Source organism: Neobacillus vireti, from assembly GCF_036962345.1.
GTDB classification, from domain to species: domain Bacteria; phylum Bacillota; class Bacilli; order Bacillales; family Cytobacillaceae; genus Neobacillus; species Neobacillus vireti_A.
Window position 1 is genome coordinate 188,316 of record NZ_JBALNB010000006.1, and the last position, 18,472, is coordinate 206,787.

The 18,472-nt window shown below is 39.1% G+C and carries 20 protein-coding genes; 1 reads left to right on the forward strand and 19 read right to left on the reverse strand.

Going from position 1 to position 18,472, the window contains the following annotated elements; genetic code table 11:
* Nucleotides 1–17: 17 nt before the first annotated feature.
* The 6 genes from V7108_RS07215 to V7108_RS07240 all read right to left on the reverse strand — a co-directional run bounded on the left by V7108_RS07215 (nucleotide 18) and on the right by V7108_RS07240 (nucleotide 8,225).
* Nucleotides 18–800: an alpha/beta fold hydrolase gene (locus V7108_RS07215; RefSeq protein ID WP_335567736.1), complete on the reverse strand. Its 783-nt coding sequence runs from the start codon at nucleotides 798–800 to the stop codon at nucleotides 18–20.
* A gap of 320 nt (nucleotides 801–1,120) precedes the next feature.
* A complete protein-coding gene (locus tag V7108_RS07220; protein WP_335567737.1) occupies nucleotides 1,121–2,458 on the reverse strand; it encodes a YjiH family protein in 1,338 nt (445 codons plus the stop codon).
* Nucleotides 2,459–2,586: 128 nt separating this feature from the next.
* Entirely contained in the window at nucleotides 2,587–3,594 is a 1,008-nt protein-coding gene (locus V7108_RS07225; RefSeq protein WP_335520006.1) for an agmatinase family protein, read from the reverse strand.
* Nucleotides 3,566–4,864 carry an imidazolonepropionase gene (hutI, locus tag V7108_RS07230; RefSeq protein ID WP_335520002.1) on the reverse strand — a complete coding sequence of 433 codons (1,299 nt, stop codon included), beginning with the start codon at nucleotides 4,862–4,864 and terminating at the stop codon, nucleotides 3,566–3,568. Before hutI ends, V7108_RS07225 begins: the two co-directional genes overlap by 29 nt.
* A gap of 12 nt (nucleotides 4,865–4,876) precedes the next feature.
* Nucleotides 4,877–6,550, reverse strand: a complete 1,674-nt coding sequence (gene hutU / locus V7108_RS07235; RefSeq protein WP_335567738.1) for a urocanate hydratase — start codon at nucleotides 6,548–6,550, stop codon at nucleotides 4,877–4,879.
* 190 nt (nucleotides 6,551–6,740) lie between these two features.
* The gene (locus V7108_RS07240) at nucleotides 6,741–8,225 is read right to left on the reverse strand and encodes a helix-turn-helix domain-containing protein (protein ID WP_335567739.1); all 1,485 of its coding nucleotides are present in this window, start codon (nucleotides 8,223–8,225) and stop codon (nucleotides 6,741–6,743) included.
* Between the two features lie 185 nt (nucleotides 8,226–8,410).
* Here V7108_RS07240 and V7108_RS07245 point away from each other — a divergent pair, with 185 nt between their 5' ends.
* Nucleotides 8,411–8,821, forward strand: coding sequence for a VWA-like domain-containing protein (locus V7108_RS07245; protein ID WP_335516317.1), 411 nt, complete (start codon nucleotides 8,411–8,413; stop codon nucleotides 8,819–8,821).
* 40 nt (nucleotides 8,822–8,861) lie between these two features.
* Here V7108_RS07245 and V7108_RS07250 read toward each other — a convergent pair whose 3' ends face one another.
* The 13 genes from V7108_RS07250 to V7108_RS07310 all read right to left on the reverse strand — a co-directional run bounded on the left by V7108_RS07250 (nucleotide 8,862) and on the right by V7108_RS07310 (nucleotide 18,420).
* On the reverse strand, nucleotides 8,862–9,260 hold the full coding sequence (locus V7108_RS07250; protein ID WP_420489169.1) for a gas vesicle protein: 399 nt from the start codon (nucleotides 9,258–9,260) through the stop codon (nucleotides 8,862–8,864).
* Between the two features lie 24 nt (nucleotides 9,261–9,284).
* The gene (locus tag V7108_RS07255; RefSeq protein WP_335567740.1) at nucleotides 9,285–9,548 is read right to left on the reverse strand and encodes a gas vesicle protein K; all 264 of its coding nucleotides are present in this window, start codon (nucleotides 9,546–9,548) and stop codon (nucleotides 9,285–9,287) included.
* The gene (locus tag V7108_RS07260; protein WP_335567741.1) at nucleotides 9,523–9,759 is read right to left on the reverse strand and encodes a gas vesicle protein; all 237 of its coding nucleotides are present in this window, start codon (nucleotides 9,757–9,759) and stop codon (nucleotides 9,523–9,525) included. The genes V7108_RS07255 and V7108_RS07260 overlap by 26 nt, the downstream gene beginning before the upstream one ends.
* 1 nt (nucleotide 9,760) lies before the next feature.
* The gene (locus V7108_RS07265; protein WP_335567742.1) at nucleotides 9,761–10,588 is read right to left on the reverse strand and encodes a GvpL/GvpF family gas vesicle protein; all 828 of its coding nucleotides are present in this window, start codon (nucleotides 10,586–10,588) and stop codon (nucleotides 9,761–9,763) included.
* Between the two features lie 24 nt (nucleotides 10,589–10,612).
* Complete coding sequence (locus V7108_RS07270) at nucleotides 10,613–10,846, reverse strand: gas vesicle protein GvpG (RefSeq protein WP_335567743.1); 234 nt, start codon at nucleotides 10,844–10,846, stop codon at nucleotides 10,613–10,615.
* Nucleotides 10,843–11,601 carry a GvpL/GvpF family gas vesicle protein gene (locus V7108_RS07275; RefSeq protein ID WP_335567744.1) on the reverse strand — a complete coding sequence of 253 codons (759 nt, stop codon included), beginning with the start codon at nucleotides 11,599–11,601 and terminating at the stop codon, nucleotides 10,843–10,845. Before V7108_RS07275 ends, V7108_RS07270 begins: the two co-directional genes overlap by 4 nt.
* Nucleotides 11,598–12,500 (reverse strand): gas vesicle protein GvpN, encoded by a 903-nt coding sequence (gene gvpN / locus V7108_RS07280; RefSeq protein WP_335567745.1) that lies wholly within the window; start codon nucleotides 12,498–12,500, stop codon nucleotides 11,598–11,600. Before gvpN ends, V7108_RS07275 begins: the two co-directional genes overlap by 4 nt.
* 86 nt (nucleotides 12,501–12,586) lie before the next feature.
* Nucleotides 12,587–12,826, reverse strand: coding sequence for a gas vesicle protein GvpJ (gvpJ, locus tag V7108_RS07285; RefSeq protein ID WP_335520460.1), 240 nt, complete (start codon nucleotides 12,824–12,826; stop codon nucleotides 12,587–12,589).
* A gap of 241 nt (nucleotides 12,827–13,067) precedes the next feature.
* Nucleotides 13,068–13,859 carry a hypothetical protein gene (locus V7108_RS07290; RefSeq protein ID WP_335567746.1) on the reverse strand — a complete coding sequence of 264 codons (792 nt, stop codon included), beginning with the start codon at nucleotides 13,857–13,859 and terminating at the stop codon, nucleotides 13,068–13,070.
* Nucleotides 13,860–14,179: 320 nt separating this feature from the next.
* Nucleotides 14,180–15,523, reverse strand: a complete 1,344-nt coding sequence (locus V7108_RS07295; protein ID WP_420489170.1) for a UDP-glucose dehydrogenase family protein — start codon at nucleotides 15,521–15,523, stop codon at nucleotides 14,180–14,182.
* Nucleotides 15,486–16,391: a UTP--glucose-1-phosphate uridylyltransferase GalU gene (gene galU / locus V7108_RS07300; RefSeq protein ID WP_335509089.1), complete on the reverse strand. Its 906-nt coding sequence runs from the start codon at nucleotides 16,389–16,391 to the stop codon at nucleotides 15,486–15,488. The genes V7108_RS07295 and galU overlap by 38 nt, the downstream gene beginning before the upstream one ends.
* A gap of 140 nt (nucleotides 16,392–16,531) precedes the next feature.
* The gene (locus V7108_RS07305; RefSeq protein WP_335509087.1) at nucleotides 16,532–17,308 is read right to left on the reverse strand and encodes a HipA family kinase; all 777 of its coding nucleotides are present in this window, start codon (nucleotides 17,306–17,308) and stop codon (nucleotides 16,532–16,534) included.
* The gene (locus tag V7108_RS07310) at nucleotides 17,305–18,420 is read right to left on the reverse strand and encodes a glycosyltransferase family 4 protein (RefSeq protein WP_335509086.1); all 1,116 of its coding nucleotides are present in this window, start codon (nucleotides 18,418–18,420) and stop codon (nucleotides 17,305–17,307) included. Before V7108_RS07310 ends, V7108_RS07305 begins: the two co-directional genes overlap by 4 nt.
* Nucleotides 18,421–18,472 lie beyond the last annotated feature (52 nt).

Below are 18,472 nucleotides of genomic sequence, written 5' to 3' on the forward strand. Positions count from 1 at the left end.
TAAATAACTTCAATTTCCTACTTATTTTTCTTAATATGTAATTCGACAAAATTAATTAACAAATGGTTTAACTTTCCCGCTGCTTTTGTAGGTAGTTGATGTTTTTCCTTGTCAATGAACCTTAAATCACTGCCTGGCAATTTTTCTTTTAAGAGATTCGCATACCGATGAAATGATTTGTCTTTCTTACCATAGACCAATAATACGGGTAGTTCAATATTTTCTAGCTGTTCCGTACAATTATATTCCAAACTACATTGTAAATATTGATTAATATTTTTAACGTCACCTTTTTCGGCTGCCCGGTACAATGTTTTTAATGTCTCTATTGAATCAGCATTTCCGATAGAAATCGCTTTAGCTAGGATAGAAAAAGTAGATGACTTTGCGAGTTTGACTGCTAAAGAAATCCTTTGTCGATTATAAAAATCACTTGCTTCCGACATTCCACTGACTAAGATACCTCCCAGTGCTCTGTCTAGGTAGGTAAGCATAAACTCTAACGCCACAGAGGCACCGGTTGAATAACCACAAAGAATTGCTTTTTCTATTTTTAAATGTTCTAATAGATGAGCTATATCCTCAGCAATTAAGTGATAAGTAATTGGCTTAGGAGAATACTCGCTACTTCCATGTCCTCTTATATCAAACGAGATAACTTTAAAATACTGAGAAAGTTCTTCTATTTGATATCTGAAATTCTCACTAGTAAGTAACGGAGGATGGATAAAAACGATGGGATTTCCATTTCCTTTAACATTATAATATAGGCTGACACCTTTCACATCCAGCATTGGCATTATCTGTTCACCTCAATATTCATTTTAATAAGTACATTTCAGGATAAAAGAGGTTTGCAGAACCCCTTTATGGACTATAAAAGCCTGTTTTTGTTATTATACCTTCATTTGTCAGTTAGAATCCTTAGCCAATTAAAAGGTAGTTCATCAGCCATCAACTTCCAAAAGAAAAAAACTGTTCTATTATAAAACGGAACAGTTTTTTCTTTGGACCTGTTAATCTATTTTGTTTATTTTTGTTAAATCCACTTACTTTCCGCGGGCTCGCACGACGGCTTGTTCGGTTGTTCTTCACTAAGGGTCTCACCTGGCTCAATCAATTAAAGGAATAAGAAAGCAATTGGCGTTACTAAAATTAATGTTAATACTGTCCGTTCAAACCAAATTATGATTAACTGTGGAATACTTATCGGTATTTCAGTTGAAAGGATACTAGGAATAGATGCCGAAAAGAATAGAATGGATGAAATGGCAACCGTTGCAATAATAAACTTTGTTATTAAAGGAGCTTCGACTACGAGTAGCGCAGGCAGGAACATCTCAGCAATTCCAACTGCAGAAGCTTTTGCTGCAAGGAAAGGTTCTGGAATTTGTAAAGCCCAAGTAAATGGATAAAAAATATAGCCTACTATATCAAATACAGGTGTATATTCAGCCAAAACTAACCCAATAAGTCCGACAGATAAAATGGACGGTAGAATACTCATGGTCATAATAAACCCGTCTTTTAGGTTTTCCCATAAATTCTTCCCAAGACTTAAGGAATTGTTTGCCCCTTCCATTGCATGTTTCCATGCATGCTGCAAAAACTTTTCCTTAATCACTACTTCTGGGTCTGCTTTATCCGAAATATACACGTTGCTCATTTTATTTAGTGGCCAAATTCTTGCGGTAAGTGCGGTAACTAAGTATGTTATCACTAATGAGACCCAAAAATACAAACCCCATAGATGCATTATACCGAGAGTTTTCGCTACCACAATCATAAATGTTGCAGAAACGGTCGAAAACCCCGTTGCGATAATGGCCGCTTCTTTTGCCGTGTATTTTCCTTCTTTATAAAGGCGGTTGGTCATTAATAAACCAAGAGAGTAACCACCTACTAAATCAGCTACCAAATCTACAGCTGAACGTCCAGGGGTTTTCCATATCGGTCTCATGTTCGGCTGCATTAGTATCCCGATAAATTCTAGTAAGCCGTATCCAATAAGGAGCCCCAAAAATAAAGAACCTATTGGAACAACTAGACCTACAGATACAACTAACTTTTCAAAAAGGAATGGGCCCATATTTGGAGCCATCAACCATGCAGGTCCCACCTTAAAAAATAAAAGAATAGCAACAAAAAATCCTAGTACCTTTAAGATAGAAAAGACCATTGTGACCTTGTCCTTATTCCATGTTTTTGAAATAAAAGGATAAACAGCCCCTAATAAAATAACAATGAAAGCATAAACAGAGACGAAAGAAGGGAAACTTTGTTTAATCCACGTTACCATATGATCAATAGGAATTGAAGAAACATTATTTAATGTAATAGGAATAAAAAACATAAAACTTCCTATTAAACTATAAATCACAAATTTCAGAATATTCCTAATAGAATAAATTTGTTTAGCATTTGGTTCTACCTTTACCTTAAGATTTGGTGCACCCATACCCATCCCCCTAGTATAATTTACCTTCCTAATTTCATTCAATTTGTCCACCTGAGGTGGACAAATCGAATGAAATGTCTTTTTGTGGTGCCTGTCACCACAACTATCTATCCGCTATCATTCACTATCTATTTGCTAGCACTTTGTCGAAGCATGACTCCTGTTAGGAAAGTTAGGAATACGTGTGTTCCGAGTTTGACGGTTGGCTGAACGAGTGTGTCCCGCAATGGATCGAGACAGACGATGTCCATGGCTTTTACTTTTGGATGACGACCTGCTGCTAGTACCCCTTCTAGCAGTTCTTCCGTTGTCATGCCCCCCGGCGTTGATGCCGGTACCCCTGGAGCATAGGCAATGTCTAACACATCCATATCTACAGTTAAATAAATGGTATCCACCTTCGAAGATAACTCCTCTAAGCATTGCAGAACAGTCGCTTCTATCCCCTTTTTCCGAGCTGCTCGAAGTGTAAAATAGTTGACTCCTTTATCATCTGCATACTGTTTTAAATCCTTCGTATTAAAAAAACCATGAAGACCTATGTTGTACATATTACTGCCCTCCACCACTCCGCTCTCAATTAAATTGCGCATGGGTGTCCCATTGGAAGGTCCATTATCTGACATGTCTCGCAAATCAAAATGGGTATCAATTTGCAAAATACCAATTTTTTCATCAGGATTCTTCAAATGCATTCCTTTGACCATCATGGCTGTGATGGAATGATCACCGCCAATGGCACATATCTTTGAATGTTGAAAATGATGATGTAGTGCCCCCGATGCTGTGATGATATTCGTATGACATTTCGAGATATCCGTCACATGCATGGGCACGTCCCCTGCATCGAGTACGGTCATCTCAGATAAATCTATTTCTTCATCAAGATTATAGGTAGTAAAACTCCTCCATGAACGTCGGAAGGCTTCAGGAAATTCTGACGCTCCTGAAGCACTAATCGATGAACGAGATAAAGGAACACCGAGGATCACCACCTCGGCGTTCTTGCTCTCTTCAGGATCAGTTAAAGCAGTAATCGGCTGAATCCATTCATGAACCTTAGAACCTTTGCCGCTCTCAGGCCTCACCCACGTAAAGAATGGTGGATTAATAATTGGATAGAGAAAGCTCTTCAAGTAAATGACCTCCCCTGACAACTATCTTCCCAGACTTCACGACTGTATGTGTATGATTCACTCCGTAAGAGTATTGAAGCTTCATAAAATTATCCACATTAAAAATCGTAATGTCTGCCTTTTTCCCAACCTCTAAACTACCAATTTCCCGACCTCGATTGATTGCATGTGCAGCATTGATTGTTGCAGCGGTAATAACCTCAGCTGGCGTCATTCCCATTTTTAAACAACCTAGATTCATAATAAATGGCAAGGACACAGTTGGAGATGAACCAGGGTTACAGTCGGTAGACAACGCAACCGGCACACCCAAATCAATCATTTTTCTGCCATTTGCTGACTCTGCCATTAAAAAGTAAGCTGTCCCTGGTAGTAACACGCCAACCACACCTTTTTCAGCCATCGCTTTCATTCCTTTTTCAGACGCTCTTAATAAATGGTCTGCAGAAATCGCCCCAACTTCGGCCGCTAGTTCAGCGCCTTCATATGGCTCAATTTCATCGGCATGTATTTTCGGAATCAGTCCATAACGCTTTCCTGCTTCTAGAATCCGTTTTGATTGCTCAGGGGTAAAAACACCATGCTCACAAAATACGTCATTGTATTCTGCCAATCCCAGCTCAGCGACCTTTGGTATCATTTCTTCTATTAATAATTCCACAAAATCATCAGGATTCTCTTTATACTCTTGTGGTACAGCGTGAGCGCCCATAAAGGTAGGAACGACATCGATGACATGCTTTTCATTGAGCAATTTTGCGACTTCAAGCTGTTTAAGCTCCGTTTCCCACTCCATCCCATAACCGCTTTTCGCTTCAACCGTTGTCACGCCGTGACGTAGGAATTGATTTAAGCGTTCATAGCTTTCTTCAAAAAGCTCTTCATGAGAGGCTGATTTAGTTCTTCTAGATGTTGCGTGAATCCCACCGCCGCTATTCATGATTTCCATGTAGGTGGCTCCTTGCAGCCTCATATTAAACTCATTTTCCCTGCTTCCAGCAAAAACAAGATGGGTATGAGGGTCAACTAGTCCTGGTGTTACAAGCTTTCCACTTGCATCCACAATCTCCGCTTCATCAAGACGGTCTCCATATTTTTCAAAAAGCGCCTCATCTGTTCCTACAGCATTAATGACTCCGTTCTCAATCCAAACACTTCCATTTTCAATCACACTTAGCTTTGACATCTCTTCCTTTACACGGGGAGCCTGTGAACCCCCCTGTAATGTTACGAGCTGAGAAGCATTTCTTATAAAAATTGGTTTACCCAACCATATCACCTCTTATTCTTGATTCAGCATTGGCATTTTGATGCCTTTTTCCTTTGCTGTCTTAATCGCAAGTTCATAGCCTGCATCGGCATGACGCACAACGCCCATACCAGGATCTGTCGTTAATACCCGCTGCAAACGGGCTTCTGCATCCTTTGTACCATCGGCTACAATTACCATTCCGGAATGCTGAGAATAACCCATTCCTACTCCGCCGCCATGGTGAAGGGAAACCCAGCTCGCACCGCCGACTGCATTGATCATGGCATTGAGAATTGGCCAGTCAGAAACGGCGTCACTGCCATCCTTCATTCCTTCTGTTTCACGGTTAGGAGATGCAACAGAGCCTGCATCTAAGTGGTCACGACCAATAACAATCGGCGCAGATACTTCACCGGATGCAACCAGGTCATTAATGATTTTTCCTAAGCGGGCACGATCCCCATATCCAAGCCAGCAGATACGAGCCGGAAGCCCTTGGAAGCTGATTTTTTCCTGTGCCATTCTTACCCATTTACAAAGGTGCTCATCATCCTTAAACTCACGAAGCAGCACTTCATCAATTTTAAGAATATCATCAGGATCCCCCGACAATGCCGCCCAGCGGAAAGGTCCTTTTCCTTCACAGAATAATGGACGGATATATGCTGGCACGAATCCTGGAAAATCAAATGCATTTTCTACACCCTCGTCCTTTGCCACCTGACGAATGTTATTACCATAGTCAAAGGTGATAGCGCCTTTTTCCTGCATATTCAGCATAGCTTTTACATGAATGGCCATGCTTTGCTTTGATAGTTTTACATATTTAGCAGGGTCATTTTTTCTAAGAGCCCTTGCTTCCTCTAAACTATAACCAACTGGAACATAACCATTTAACGGATCATGAGCAGACGTTTGGTCTGTTAGCACATCGGGGTTAAACCCTTTTTCAATCATAATCGGCAGCAGCTCAGCAGCGTTTCCGATTAAGCCAATCGAAAGTGCCTTTCCAGTTTTCTTTGCCTCGATTGCAAGATTAGTAGCCTCTACTAAATCGCTCGTTTTTACGTCAAGGTAAGCGGTTTCAATTCTACGATCTACTCTTGTTTCATCGACATCAATCGCAAGACATACCCCACCATTCATGGTTACCGCTAATGGCTGTGCTCCACCCATTCCGCCAAGTCCTGCTGTTAATGTAATCGTATGTTTTAGTGATCCGCTGAATTCTTGTCGTGCAAGTTCCGCGAACGTTTCGTAGGTTCCTTGGACAATTCCTTGCGTTCCAATATAAATCCAGCTGCCCGCTGTCATTTGTCCGTACATCATTAACCCTTTTTTATCTAACTCATGGAAATGCTCCCAGTTTGCCCAGGCAGGAACTATATTGGAGTTAGCTAGTAATACACGCGGTGCATCTTTATGTGATTTGAAAACAGCCACGGGTTTACCTGATTGAATTAACAGAGTTTCATCACTTTCTAATTCAAGTAGAGATTTGACAATTGCATCGTAGGATTCCCAATTGCGTGCTGCCTTCCCTATTCCACCGTAAACCACTAGATCCTCTGGTCGCTCTGCTACTTCTTGGTCAAGATTGTTCATTAACATTCTTAGTGCAGCCTCTTGAATCCAGCCTTTGGCATGTAATTCTGTCCCTTTATAATTCTTAATTACCCTTGATTTCGATGTACTAGCTTCCATACTATTCACTCCTCTATGTCCTTTATCTCTCCTTTATTATAAAAATAAAATCTTCTGAAAAATACAAATCAATCATTAGAAAATTAGCACTATTTATCTGTATAACTCGTTTATTTTTAGCCCATAACTATATTATTTTTAGAAAAGTATATTTTTATTAGAAAAAATTAGACTCAGTATTTTCTGAGTCTTATCGCTTTTTATTCATCCGAAATTCTCTCGGTGACACTCCGACAATTTCTTTAAATATTCTGCTAAAGTAATTGGGATTATGAAAACCAATCAATAGTGCAATTTCCTTTATTGGTTTACTGGTTTCAAGCAGGTACCGTTTCGCTTCTTTCATTCTTATGCCTGAAAGTATGTCCGTAAAGCCTCGTCCTGTCTTTGAGATCAGCAAATGACTGAAATATGATGGATTTCGGTCGACATACTTTGCCACATCCTCTAGCTTTAGATCCCTGTTAGCGAAATGGGACTCAATAAAGGCGATACCTCGCTCAATGAGGTCTTGCTTGAACATCTGGGGATTGGAGCCTGCTACTAAAAATAATTTTTGAACAAATAAGATTAAATTTTGTACAGACCGATAAAGCACACTATCATACAAAATGGAATGGAAGATATAGCGGTACTCTTTTTCGTAGTTTTGCTGTTCATCTAAATCATTGGTCTTCATAAATCGTCTTATTTGCGCTAGAATACTCGTCAGTCTGATTCTTACCAATCCGGGATCTGGATAAGGATCTTCTAATTGGAGAAATTCATCGTAAAGCCATCTTTTTATACCTTCTATATCATGATTTGATAGCATGTCCACCCAAACTCTTTGTTCAGGGGGAGCCAAAAAAGGGTCGATATGTATCCATTCGGGAGTATACTTAAATTCCACAATTTGCCGATATCCGCGATAATAGGTAAATTCCAGCATTTTTTGCGTTTCAAGAAATTTTTCATTGAGACTTTCTTGTGGTGACTTATTGTTACGTACTACTATAGCAAGAGTATCAGAGAATTCCTCTTCCCACTTTCTCATTGCCTTTTGACACTGTTCTTTGCTATTCTTGCAAGCTTCTTTAAATAAAAGAACAACCTTATCGTGTAAAGGGAATACCCCATGAATTTCTCTAAAAGGATAATCTGTTAAAAAGGAATACAGAACAGCAAGTTTGTTTGTATTTTCAATTTTAAACGCAGCCATTTTATAGTCCTCAGAAACTGAGCCTTCAGAAATAAAAAGAGCTTCATACGATAAGTCATTATTAAAATGTAAATGAGGAGAAGCTTTAGTATCCTGTTTCTTATCAAGTACTTTTGTTGCTTTTTGATATGCAGACTTCACCTTTGTGGCAGAAAACGGTTTAATTAATAGTTCTAGGGCTTGAAGGTCAATCGCTAAGCGAGCCTTTTCAAAGGTAGCCTCTGCACTTGTTACCAGCAAAATAGGTTGATAGATTTGCACTAATTCTTTTAAACTAGACCAATTATCACTTCTAACCATATCCAGTTCTAATAAAATGATATCTGGTGACTCCTTCTCAAAAGTAACGATAAAGTCTTGATAATTGGAGGCTAATAGAATCGTGGACACAGGTATGGAAGATGATTTTAACAGCCATTTTAAGCCCTCTCGCTCATTTAGATCACGGTCTGCAATCAGCCATTTTCCTTCCATTAAAATCGCTCCCATCCAAAAATAGTGCTGATAATATAATAAAAGTATACATCTTATGTGATAATCCACAACTATTTTCCGTTTAAATATCTTATACACAAAATGAAATAATTTTAATCGAATTCAAAGGTTCATTATGAGCATAATAATTTTTGTGACTATTGAAGAGAGGGGAAATTCAAGGGATGAAATGGCACAAAAATCTTCTTAAAATTATTCAGGACCGTCAAGGAAAAAAACTTGCATTAATCGTGGATACCTCAACAAATGAAACAAAAATTGACCTCATCGCAAATATTGTAACTTTTTTCAAAGAGCTAACTCCTGAAACCATACTCGTTCAAGCGGATTTTAAATTACGGACTGTAGAGCCAATCACAGAGGGCAGTGAAATAAAGTATTACACGCACGGAAAAGCTTCCTATACTTTGGCACTGGAATGGGCAGAAGAGGAGAAAATAGAGACGGTTTTCTATATTTCTGATTTAACTGGCTTTCTACCAGAAGACATGCAAGTTCCCTATGAAGTATATTGGCTAGTGCCAACCGAATTTGTTCCTAAAGCACCATTTGGAAAGGTTATGAAAATCGTGTAAAATCATCAGCAAAAAGAGGAGTATACCTCCTCTTTAATTATTATGATGAGCTTTCATCCAAATGAGGCGGGGATGGATCCTGAAAAGAAGAAGACGAGCTTTCTTCTTTTGGAATGGCAATAGATTGCTCCCTCATTGGGAGCGGGAGTTTATCTTTTTCAACAAGCTGTTCTAAACGATTAATTCTTTCTAGTAATTGGGCACGCTCTTTTTCCGCCATTATCCCTTTTGAAGAATAATATGGATCTTTTTCCCACCAATCCATTCCAATTTCTCTTGCTTTATCTACCGAGGCAACTAGGAGCCTTATTTTTATCGTTAATAAATCGACATCGGCTAATGAGATTTTGATATCACCTGCAATGACGACTCCCTTATCTAATATTTTTTCTAACACCTCAAGTAAATTCGACGATTGGGGAGTGTGATGAATGGGCATACCAATCCCCTCCTTATATCAGTTTTATAACAAGTTTCCTAATGGACCCAAATCGATATTGAGGTCTTTATTCTCTAAGCCAAAAATCTGCTTTAATTCATCCATTTTTTCTTCTAACCTCATTAATGTTAAACCTAATTCCTCTATTTGTTCTTCGGTCAGCGAATCACTTTCCACTCTTCGCATTGCCTGTCTCTCCATGAGCTGGCGAAGCAGCTCGACAATCGTCAGGACTAATTTTGCTAATCCTTGTTCTACTTGGTTAGAATCTAGGGGTAATCGTTCCAATGTGATCAGCCTCCTCAACCATTTTTCTGTTACTTGGTCCATATGCACTTTCAATCGATGAAATGAGCAGCTTAAGATCCACTACAATTAGATCGATATTGGCAATCGAAATTAAAATTTCACCACTTACAACTACACCTGTATCAATGATTCCATCTAGGAGATCTAGTAGTGTCATTTCTTTATTTTCAAAAGGATGATACTGCTCCATTTTACGATTCCTTTTCTTTCTTTGAAAAATGATAAGGCGGCCAAGGTCCAGTTACTTGAAAGGTACAGCCTGTAATTTGATACCTTCGTTCTATTTCTTGTATTTCCTTTAAAAAGAGTTCGACTTTGCTTTTTTCAATCAGGAAGTCGCAGTTTATAATCATTTCATCGTTTCGTTCAGACATCTCTTTTCCCCAATTCTTCCTGAGCTTTGATTCACTAAAATAGGGTTCTAGCACCTTTATCATTTCATGCCACCACTGTATATGTTCCTTCTCTAATTCAGAAGTGATCAGCTGATTGAGCTTCTTTTTCATAATAAATTGTTTTCCTTTAGGCATAGCTGCTAAGCTTTCTCTTAACTGTGTTACCGCTGGGTTGTGGTTTACTACATAGGTGAATGACTTTTCTGAATCGCAATAAATTTTAAGGTTCCATTCTTGTTTATTTTTAAACGTACTGAGCTTTCCTAGAATCTCCTCGTACTTTTCATTAAGTAAATGTTTTAAAGTATTTTCATTTTGAAAAATAGTACAAAATGACATGGGCAGGATGGTGTACTGGTCATGGAGGACAGAAATGCACTCATGATGATGAAATGCTTTCTGTTTTAACCATTCTGCATCTTTTAATTGAATATCAATCTCTTGCTGGGAATATGTTAGGGAATTAACAGGGGTAATGACTGCAGCTAGTTCTTTAAAAGTGATAATTGAGGTTTCCTTTTGATCAATCCCTATCAAGGATGGAACATCTTTCTCTTGAAGTTCCTCAACAGGAATTATTCCGTACAAATAAAGTAATTCCAATACAATCGATGTATGGGCCATAGGTACCTCCTCCTTAAAGAAAACTTACTCCTCGTTTCTTTCTCTTTCTTTGGCTATTTTATATCTATACAGCAATTCCTCTTCTTGTTCCGCATAGGTTTGTTCGTCTATCTCTTCCATATCGAACATCATATGCAATTCGATAAGCTGTTGTTGTATATAAGTGAGATTGTAAAGTTCTTGATCTGCTTCTTCTTGAATTTTCTCCCCTAGCTTAAGCAACGCAGTGATGGGTAATGTAAAAAATTTAAATATCATAGATTTCCTTCAATCCTTAATCGGATATTCACAAAGTTGTAGGCGGGCCATGGACCAGAATACTTAAACTCTGCTTTATCCTTCCAACTTTCATACAATCCATTTACCTTGTTGTCGAAGGTGGCTTCATTCGATTTATCTATGAGAAAGGCTGCATTCATAATAGTTTTTCCGGGAATCGTATTATTCAGCTTTCCTGCTTCTGCCAGATCCAATAGTGATTCGTAAATTTCTGCAGCGGCTTCATTCTCGAGATGTTGAATAAAATTTTGTGCCTGTTCACCGATTGCGATTTGTTCATAAAAGGAAGCGGGGTCATTGTGGTCTTTATTTTTTAATTTCCACTCATTTAAGAGTGGATTGTTCTTCATCTCTTGTTCAATCCATTCCTTCTTGGGGATAACCTTTAAGCCTACCTCTATCTTGTTTTCTAATTGTGAAAATAGTTTTTCAAATTCCTCGTTTAAATGTTCCATTATTAGGAGGACATCGTTTTTTGAGTGAAATACATTTCCAAAGCTCATCGGTATAATGCTATATTGTTTCATTACTTCCGCGATTTTTTGCTGGTGGGCCATTAGATTATTCCTGTTCGGTAAAACTTCTCCCGTTACCTTGGCAGCAACCATTGCAGCATTTTTGTAGTGGATCGTAAATACTCCACTTTTCTTGCCATTTAACTGAACGCTTCCAAATTTCTTCGGATTATTTTCTGGTATCGCACAAAAAATGTACACTCCACTTTGTGTACTCATCTTTTTTCTTCCTTTCTCGAAATCTCCTTTAGTATAATATCCTGTATTAATGCTCTAGGCTCATTAGGGAGGATTTGTTGCATTGGTCTGCTTAATACATCTAGACATAGCGTGTGGTATTCGGGAACCACCGGATCAATTGGAATGTTTGTTTTTTTAGCAATTGTTGCAATCATAATGGATGCACGTAGGCTGGGACAAAATCCTCTGCCATATGCTCTTAGATTGGTAACAAGTCTGACTATTTCTTGTGCTTCCAGGACGCTTAAACCGTTTTTTTGTTTCAGTATTTCTATTTCTGTTTCCCGATCACAGGAATCTAAACGAATCGTAATCAATCGATCTAAGAGTGCATCCTGGGTATGAAAGGTTCCCGCATACTCATCTGGATTACTTGTAAAAATGATTGAAAAATCAGGATGACATTTAATAAATGATTTCTTTCCATGACCATAAACAGGTAACACTCTTTCCTCCAATAGGGATAAAAATATATTATTCGTTTCTGGGCGAGAACGTGAAAACTCATCATAAATTACCACATGTCCATTTTTCACTGCGTCAATGAGCTGCCCTTCGATCCACAAAGGTTTGACTTCTTGCTCTCTTTTATAAACAGTGTGAATATAGTTATCAACCATTTCTTTCCTCGTTACTCCATAGTAATGACCTAATAAATCTTTATTGGACAATTCATGATGACCTCGAATTACGGATACCTTCTTGTTGATCTTTTTAGCAATAAACAGTGCTAAACTGGTTTTACCGACCCCAGTTGGTCCTACAAAATGAACGGGAAACCCTGATTGCAAATATTGCAGGGCTCTGGCAATAATGTCTTCGAAAAAGGGAGTATTTACAAACCCGATAGTCCTGTCATCCTTTCCTGACTGGTCCAAAATCCTTCCTCCTTAAATTGTTATTTATAAAAGAAGGAGCCAAGGTATAGTCAGACCCCGGCTCCAGCATTTTATTTAAACCCTACTTAGGATTCTTCCGCAAAAGGATGATGATGGTGATGGTCGTCCTTAAGCAGCCCAACCGCTTTTGCATATCTTAACCATGTATCAACACTAGCGATAACAATACGGGCATCAATTGTGAGAAGTTCAATTCCTACTAATGAAACCCGTGCCCATAGGTCAATAACTACGCCTTTATCTAAAATACGATCAATTACCTCTGCTAAGCTTGAAGAATCAACACTCTTTTGAATTGCAGCCATCCTTATTCCCCTCCTTCCATTCACTGCATACAAGGGAATTAGTTTACATTATTCTTACTTTCCTTGCTGGTTACGAACTGAACCCTTTTATAGCAGATTCGTTTTGCCCGTTTAAAAACGGTTTTATGTTACTATATGAAATAAATCGTATATTGAAATGGACAGGTGCTGTGTTGAGCCATATTAAAAAGAGACTTCATAAATGAAATCTCTTCTACTGGGGTGTTCCTATTCGATTGTTTTAGCTTTTAACGATTTTTGATGGATTATTGACTTTATACAAAACTGCACTCTCCACGATAAATTCCTCGTCAACATCCTTACCTTTTGCCAGTTTCTTTTTCGCTACTTTCCCATCAAATTCAAGCTGATCTCCCGGGGCTAATTCGAACTTTTTCAGTGTTTTGCTATGGCTGCACCATGCAAGACCAATCTCAATGGGCGGCTCTTGGATGATTGTCACATTTTCAAGGACGACAACTTCATCATTTTCTTCATTAAATGGATTATATGTAAGTGCAAATTGTTTCACAGCCGCCGTAAAATGAACCTTATCGACAGGAAGTTCGATCTGTGGTTCTTTCTCTTTTTTCGGTTTCGCAGCCTTTGCTTTTTTAGGTTCAGGTTTTGCAGCCTGTTTTTCTTCCTTCGTTTCATTAACAGGTGATTGTTCCGGTGCACTGAAGTCCTTATCCTCCACCTGCAGCATACTCTCCCTGCCGAAACTTGATGATTGCATTTCTTTTAGAAACGCAGGATGAATACAGCTCAAATTCCCATCCTGAAACTCGATGACAAGCGTGTTATACTCTTCTGATTTCCCATAGGTTTCATAGCCTTTAATCGTTACCACACGTTGATAATTCCGCTCCTTAAATAAAAACTCCCGCTTCGCTTCCTTCGCTGACGACAGCCCCCATTCCTTCAACTTCTCTCGGTAATGCTCCTCATCCCGAAACTCCTCAAAGTCCCCCTTTGGAGGAACATAACGAGTCAAACCACTCCGCTCTAACTGCTCATGCTCAATAACCATATGTAATCACCGTATTTCTTCTTTATTTGATTTGCTCACATTTTTATTGTAGCAAAGATTTCGTTGGAATAAAAAAACTTTAGGCATGATTTTTGCTTTAATGCTTTACTGCAAAGATCATGCCTTTTTTTATTTAAGTCTGTTTTCGTAAGGTGACTGTTAAAATCCTAAAGCCGATTTTAACGTGGAAATAGTTATTTTGCGCTTTAGAATTTAGTTTGTAGCTCTTTTCTTATTAAATTTATTCTATTTTCCTGCAGAAAACTTAGTACAATCATTAAATTTTGTTCCAAAGAACAACAGAGTAAAAGAAAAGAGCCTTATATAATGATAGCTGGTTTTCCTATTGGATAGTACTCTACCGAACGACAGTCCCGGATTGTTTCTTCAGGAAAACAGTTTCTGCCATCAAAGATAATTGGTTCTTTCATTTTCGTCAGCATTTCTGCTACATCTATACTTTTTATCTCGTTCCATTCTGTCACAATCAAAACCGCATCTGCTTCATCAACTGCTTCGGCTATGGAACCAGCATATTTAATACTGTCCCCAATGATTTTCCGCGCATTTTCTGTTGCCACAGGGTCGTAAGCGACCACTTCTGCACCGTATTTTGTCAGCGCAGCGGAAAGTGGGATGGAGGGTGCTTCTCTCATATCATCTGTTTCCGGTTTGAAGGCTAGTCCAAGCATAGCTATTTTTTTCCCTTTTAATCCCCCAAACCGCTTTAATGCCTTCAACACTAACAATTCACGCTGGTAATCATTGATCGCAATGGTTTCTTTTAATAATGGGAATTTCACCCCGTTAGCCCCTGCGGTATGCAGCAACGCTTTGACATCCTTTGGAAAACAGGAACCGCCATATCCGATACCAGCATTTAGAAACGCCTCTCCGATCCTCTTATCCTTCCCCATCCCGCGGGCAACATCTTGTACATCGGCACCAACCGCTTCGCATAAATTAGCAATTTCATTGATATAACTAATCTTCGTTGCTAAAAACGCATTTGAAGCATATTTGATCATTTCTGCACTTTTCGTACTTGTCACTATGACTGGGACATGTAATGGTCGATACATCTCATGAATTTTTCTAGCAGCCTCTTCATTTTCAGAACCGATAATGATTCGGTCAGCCTTCATTGTATCCTCAATCGCAGATCCTTGTCTGAGAAATTCTGGATTCGAAACCATTTTCACCTTAAAACCACAGTGATCCTCAATCATTTTTTTAATAAGGTCATTGGTTCCTACCGGCACCGTACTTTTAATCACGATGATTGTATCTTGATTAATAAAGATAGAAATATCTTTTGCAGCTTGTACCAAAAAAGAAAGGTCCGCTGCACCATCTTCACCTTGTGGCGTTCCAACCGCAACAATGATAATTTCTGTCTGAGTTAGTGCTTCAGTTTGGGAGGTTGTAAATCGTAATCTGCCTGCTTCCATATTGGCAGTTAGGAATTCCTTAAGTCCTGGTTCATAGATTGGGGAAATACCATTACGTAATTGATTAATCTTTTGTTCATTTATATCAAGGCATGTGACCTGGTGCCCGATTTGGGATAAGCAAACACCGGTTGACAGTCCTACATAGCCTGTACCTAAAACAGCAATCTTCATATCAATCAGTCTCTCTTTTACTAATTTGGAGATTTTCATTTTTATAAACTTCCTGTAAATAATCTAAAACAGCTGCCCTGATATCTTCTCGACTCAAAGCGAAATCGATCGTTGCCTTAATAAAACCAATTTTATCGCCAATATCATAGCGGTTGCCCACAAAGTTATAGGCAAAAACAGCCTGTTCTTTATTTAGTTCGTTGATAGCGTCGGTGAGCTGTAATTCTCCCCCTCGTCCCACTGGAATTCTTTCTAAAATCTCAAATACCTTAGGTGTCAAAACATAGCGGCCCATAATTGCATATCTTGAAGGTGCTTCCTCAATGGTGGGTTTCTCGATAAGTGAATCAATATGGAAAAGGTCCGATTCTATCATCGTCCCCTTGGGTTTAATAATTCCGTATTTACTTACGTCCTTTTCTGATACTGTTTGAACGGCTACAACCGAACTATTATAATATTCGAACACATCGATCACCTGCTTTAAGCAAGGCGTTTCCGACATCACAATATCATCCCCAAGTAAAACCGCAAATGGTTCATCGCCAATGACGCTTTTTGCACAAAGAATGGCATGTCCAAGTCCTAGCGGTTCTTTTTGACGGACATAAACAATATTTACTAAGTTTGAAATCGTTTGGACTTCCGCTAACATCTCAAGCTTGCTTTTTTTATAGAGAGTATCTTCAAGCTCATACGACTTATCAAAGTGGTCCTCAATCGACCTTTTCCCTCTACCGATGATGATAATGATTTCTTCAATCCCAGAAGCAACTGCTTCTTCGACAATATATTGAATGGTCGGTTTATCCACAATCGGCAGCATTTCTTTTGGCTGTGCTTTCGTAGCTGGCAAAAATCTAGTTCCGAGGCCAGCTGCTGGTATAATGGCCTTACGGATTCTCATATGCTTCCTCCTTTCTTTTTCTCCTTATACTTTTATATGCAGGTGGACAACTTCCGGTCACGTTAGTAACCTAGTAAAATTCCTAATTTCAATTACATTTTGTTAAAAATAAAACCCCCTTTCCTTTAACAGCAAGGGAGTCATTCAACTTTTAAGTGGATTGGCTGATAAACTCTCTTAATAAACCTTTCCATCAATTTTTTGAGGATTTTTTTACGACGTATGACCAATGTCGTTACAATTGCTTTTCTCTCTTCACTTGTTACATTCCAATCGTTAGGAATCAGCGCCACTATTTCTTCTATTAAATGAATCGGGAGTGTTTGGATCATTTCTAGCTGCTCATAAAAATCCTGCTCCTTCTCAATAAAACACGCCATGATTTGGTGTGTAGCACTTTTTAATAGCGTGACTGGAAGCGCCTCTAAATCCTCCGCCACCCAATTGTAAGAATCAAACACCTCGGCATGATCGATAATCCATAAATGATAGGAACCTTGCGCATTATCACATAACACGATGTTTTTCCTTGTTCGATCACGGTTGCACATCCAATAGTCGAAAAGAATAATACCTGCAAGGTTTTCCCGGTTGGAAATCGCAGGAACTTCGGTCACTTGATGACCATCAAAACAATCTGGTACATAAAGGCTAGCAAATTGAAACTGCGTCTGAGTTATTTGAGAGAGTTCAGGAATTCCAGCGGAAAACTCTTTTGGGATTTCTACCAATTGTGCAAAGGGGATCGGCAGGTCGAGGTAACGTGCCAGGCAATAAGCAACCCATTCGTTCGCAAGCGTTTTTTCAAAACCAGGCTGGAAGTACTTCACCACATAATCCCGCCCGTCATCAAATGTAATTAAATGAGCATTCGATTTACCTGCAAGTGATTTCTTATAAGTGACTGGCTGAATCATTGTTCTTCCACCCCACTATCGTTTGAAGGAACGTTGCCAACAATCTTTTTCAACAAATGTACATATTGCTCTGCTACCACTTCAATGGCAAACCTTTCATGGACACGTACCATGGCTGCTTCTGACATTTGTTGCTGCAATGCTGGATCATCTATGATACTAGTAAGCTGGCAGATGGCATCTTCAACATTTTGACCCCGAAAAAGCAACCCATGTTCTCCATGGACAACCAATTCGGTGACAGGCATCATCTTTGAAGCAACCACTGGAACTCCGCATACCATCGATTCAATAAATGTGTTTCCAAATGATTCCGTCTTTGTTGTGGCCAGTGTGCAGCCGCCAGATTGTCGAATTTTCGCGTAAACATGCGGCATGTTCTGATATGGTATCACCGGAAACCATTTGATAATATCAGTAAGGTTCTCCTCCTGCCATTTCGCAGCGAATTCCTCCCGCTGGACACTTTGAGCGCCGCCAATGACCCAGAATTCTATATCATCCCGATGGCTTTTCATCAGCTTAGCCACTTCAATGAGCATTTGCCAGTTTTTTCGTTTGTCCAATCTGCCAATCCAGCCAATAATTTTCTTATCTTTTGGAAGAATCGGGTCACGGTCAAACAGAATCTCTTCAGTGGACAAAGCTCGATAAAAAGAAGTATCAATTCCGTTGTAGATGACATGAATCGGAATTTCATCCGTTAGAATAGAAACTAATCTTCTTTGATAGTGTGAAGGAACGATGATTGCTTCCGGAACGATCCCTTTAAACGATTTTAAGTGAGGCTTTAACTTTAACAACTCTGGTGTACGTGCCTCAATCAATACAGGACCTTTATATTTTGCTTTACGAATCCATTTAAAGGCTGCACCTGTGTCAACCACAATAATGGCATCATAGTGGTTGTCTTGAATTATTTTAATAATTTCCTGTTCATCCTTGGTTAAATAGACGGGAGCAACATCCTCCATAATATGAAGGCCGCCGTGATCAGTCGTATACAAAAACTCCGTATCAATTCCCTGTTTTTTAAAATAAATCGAGCGGTTGCGCCAGCCGGCATTCACCCCGCCAACTGTGAGCAGACGCCAAATTACTAATATTTTCATTTTCGTTTCTCCTCGTTTCATTGGGCTCCTTCCTCAGGTAATGGTTTGGTTC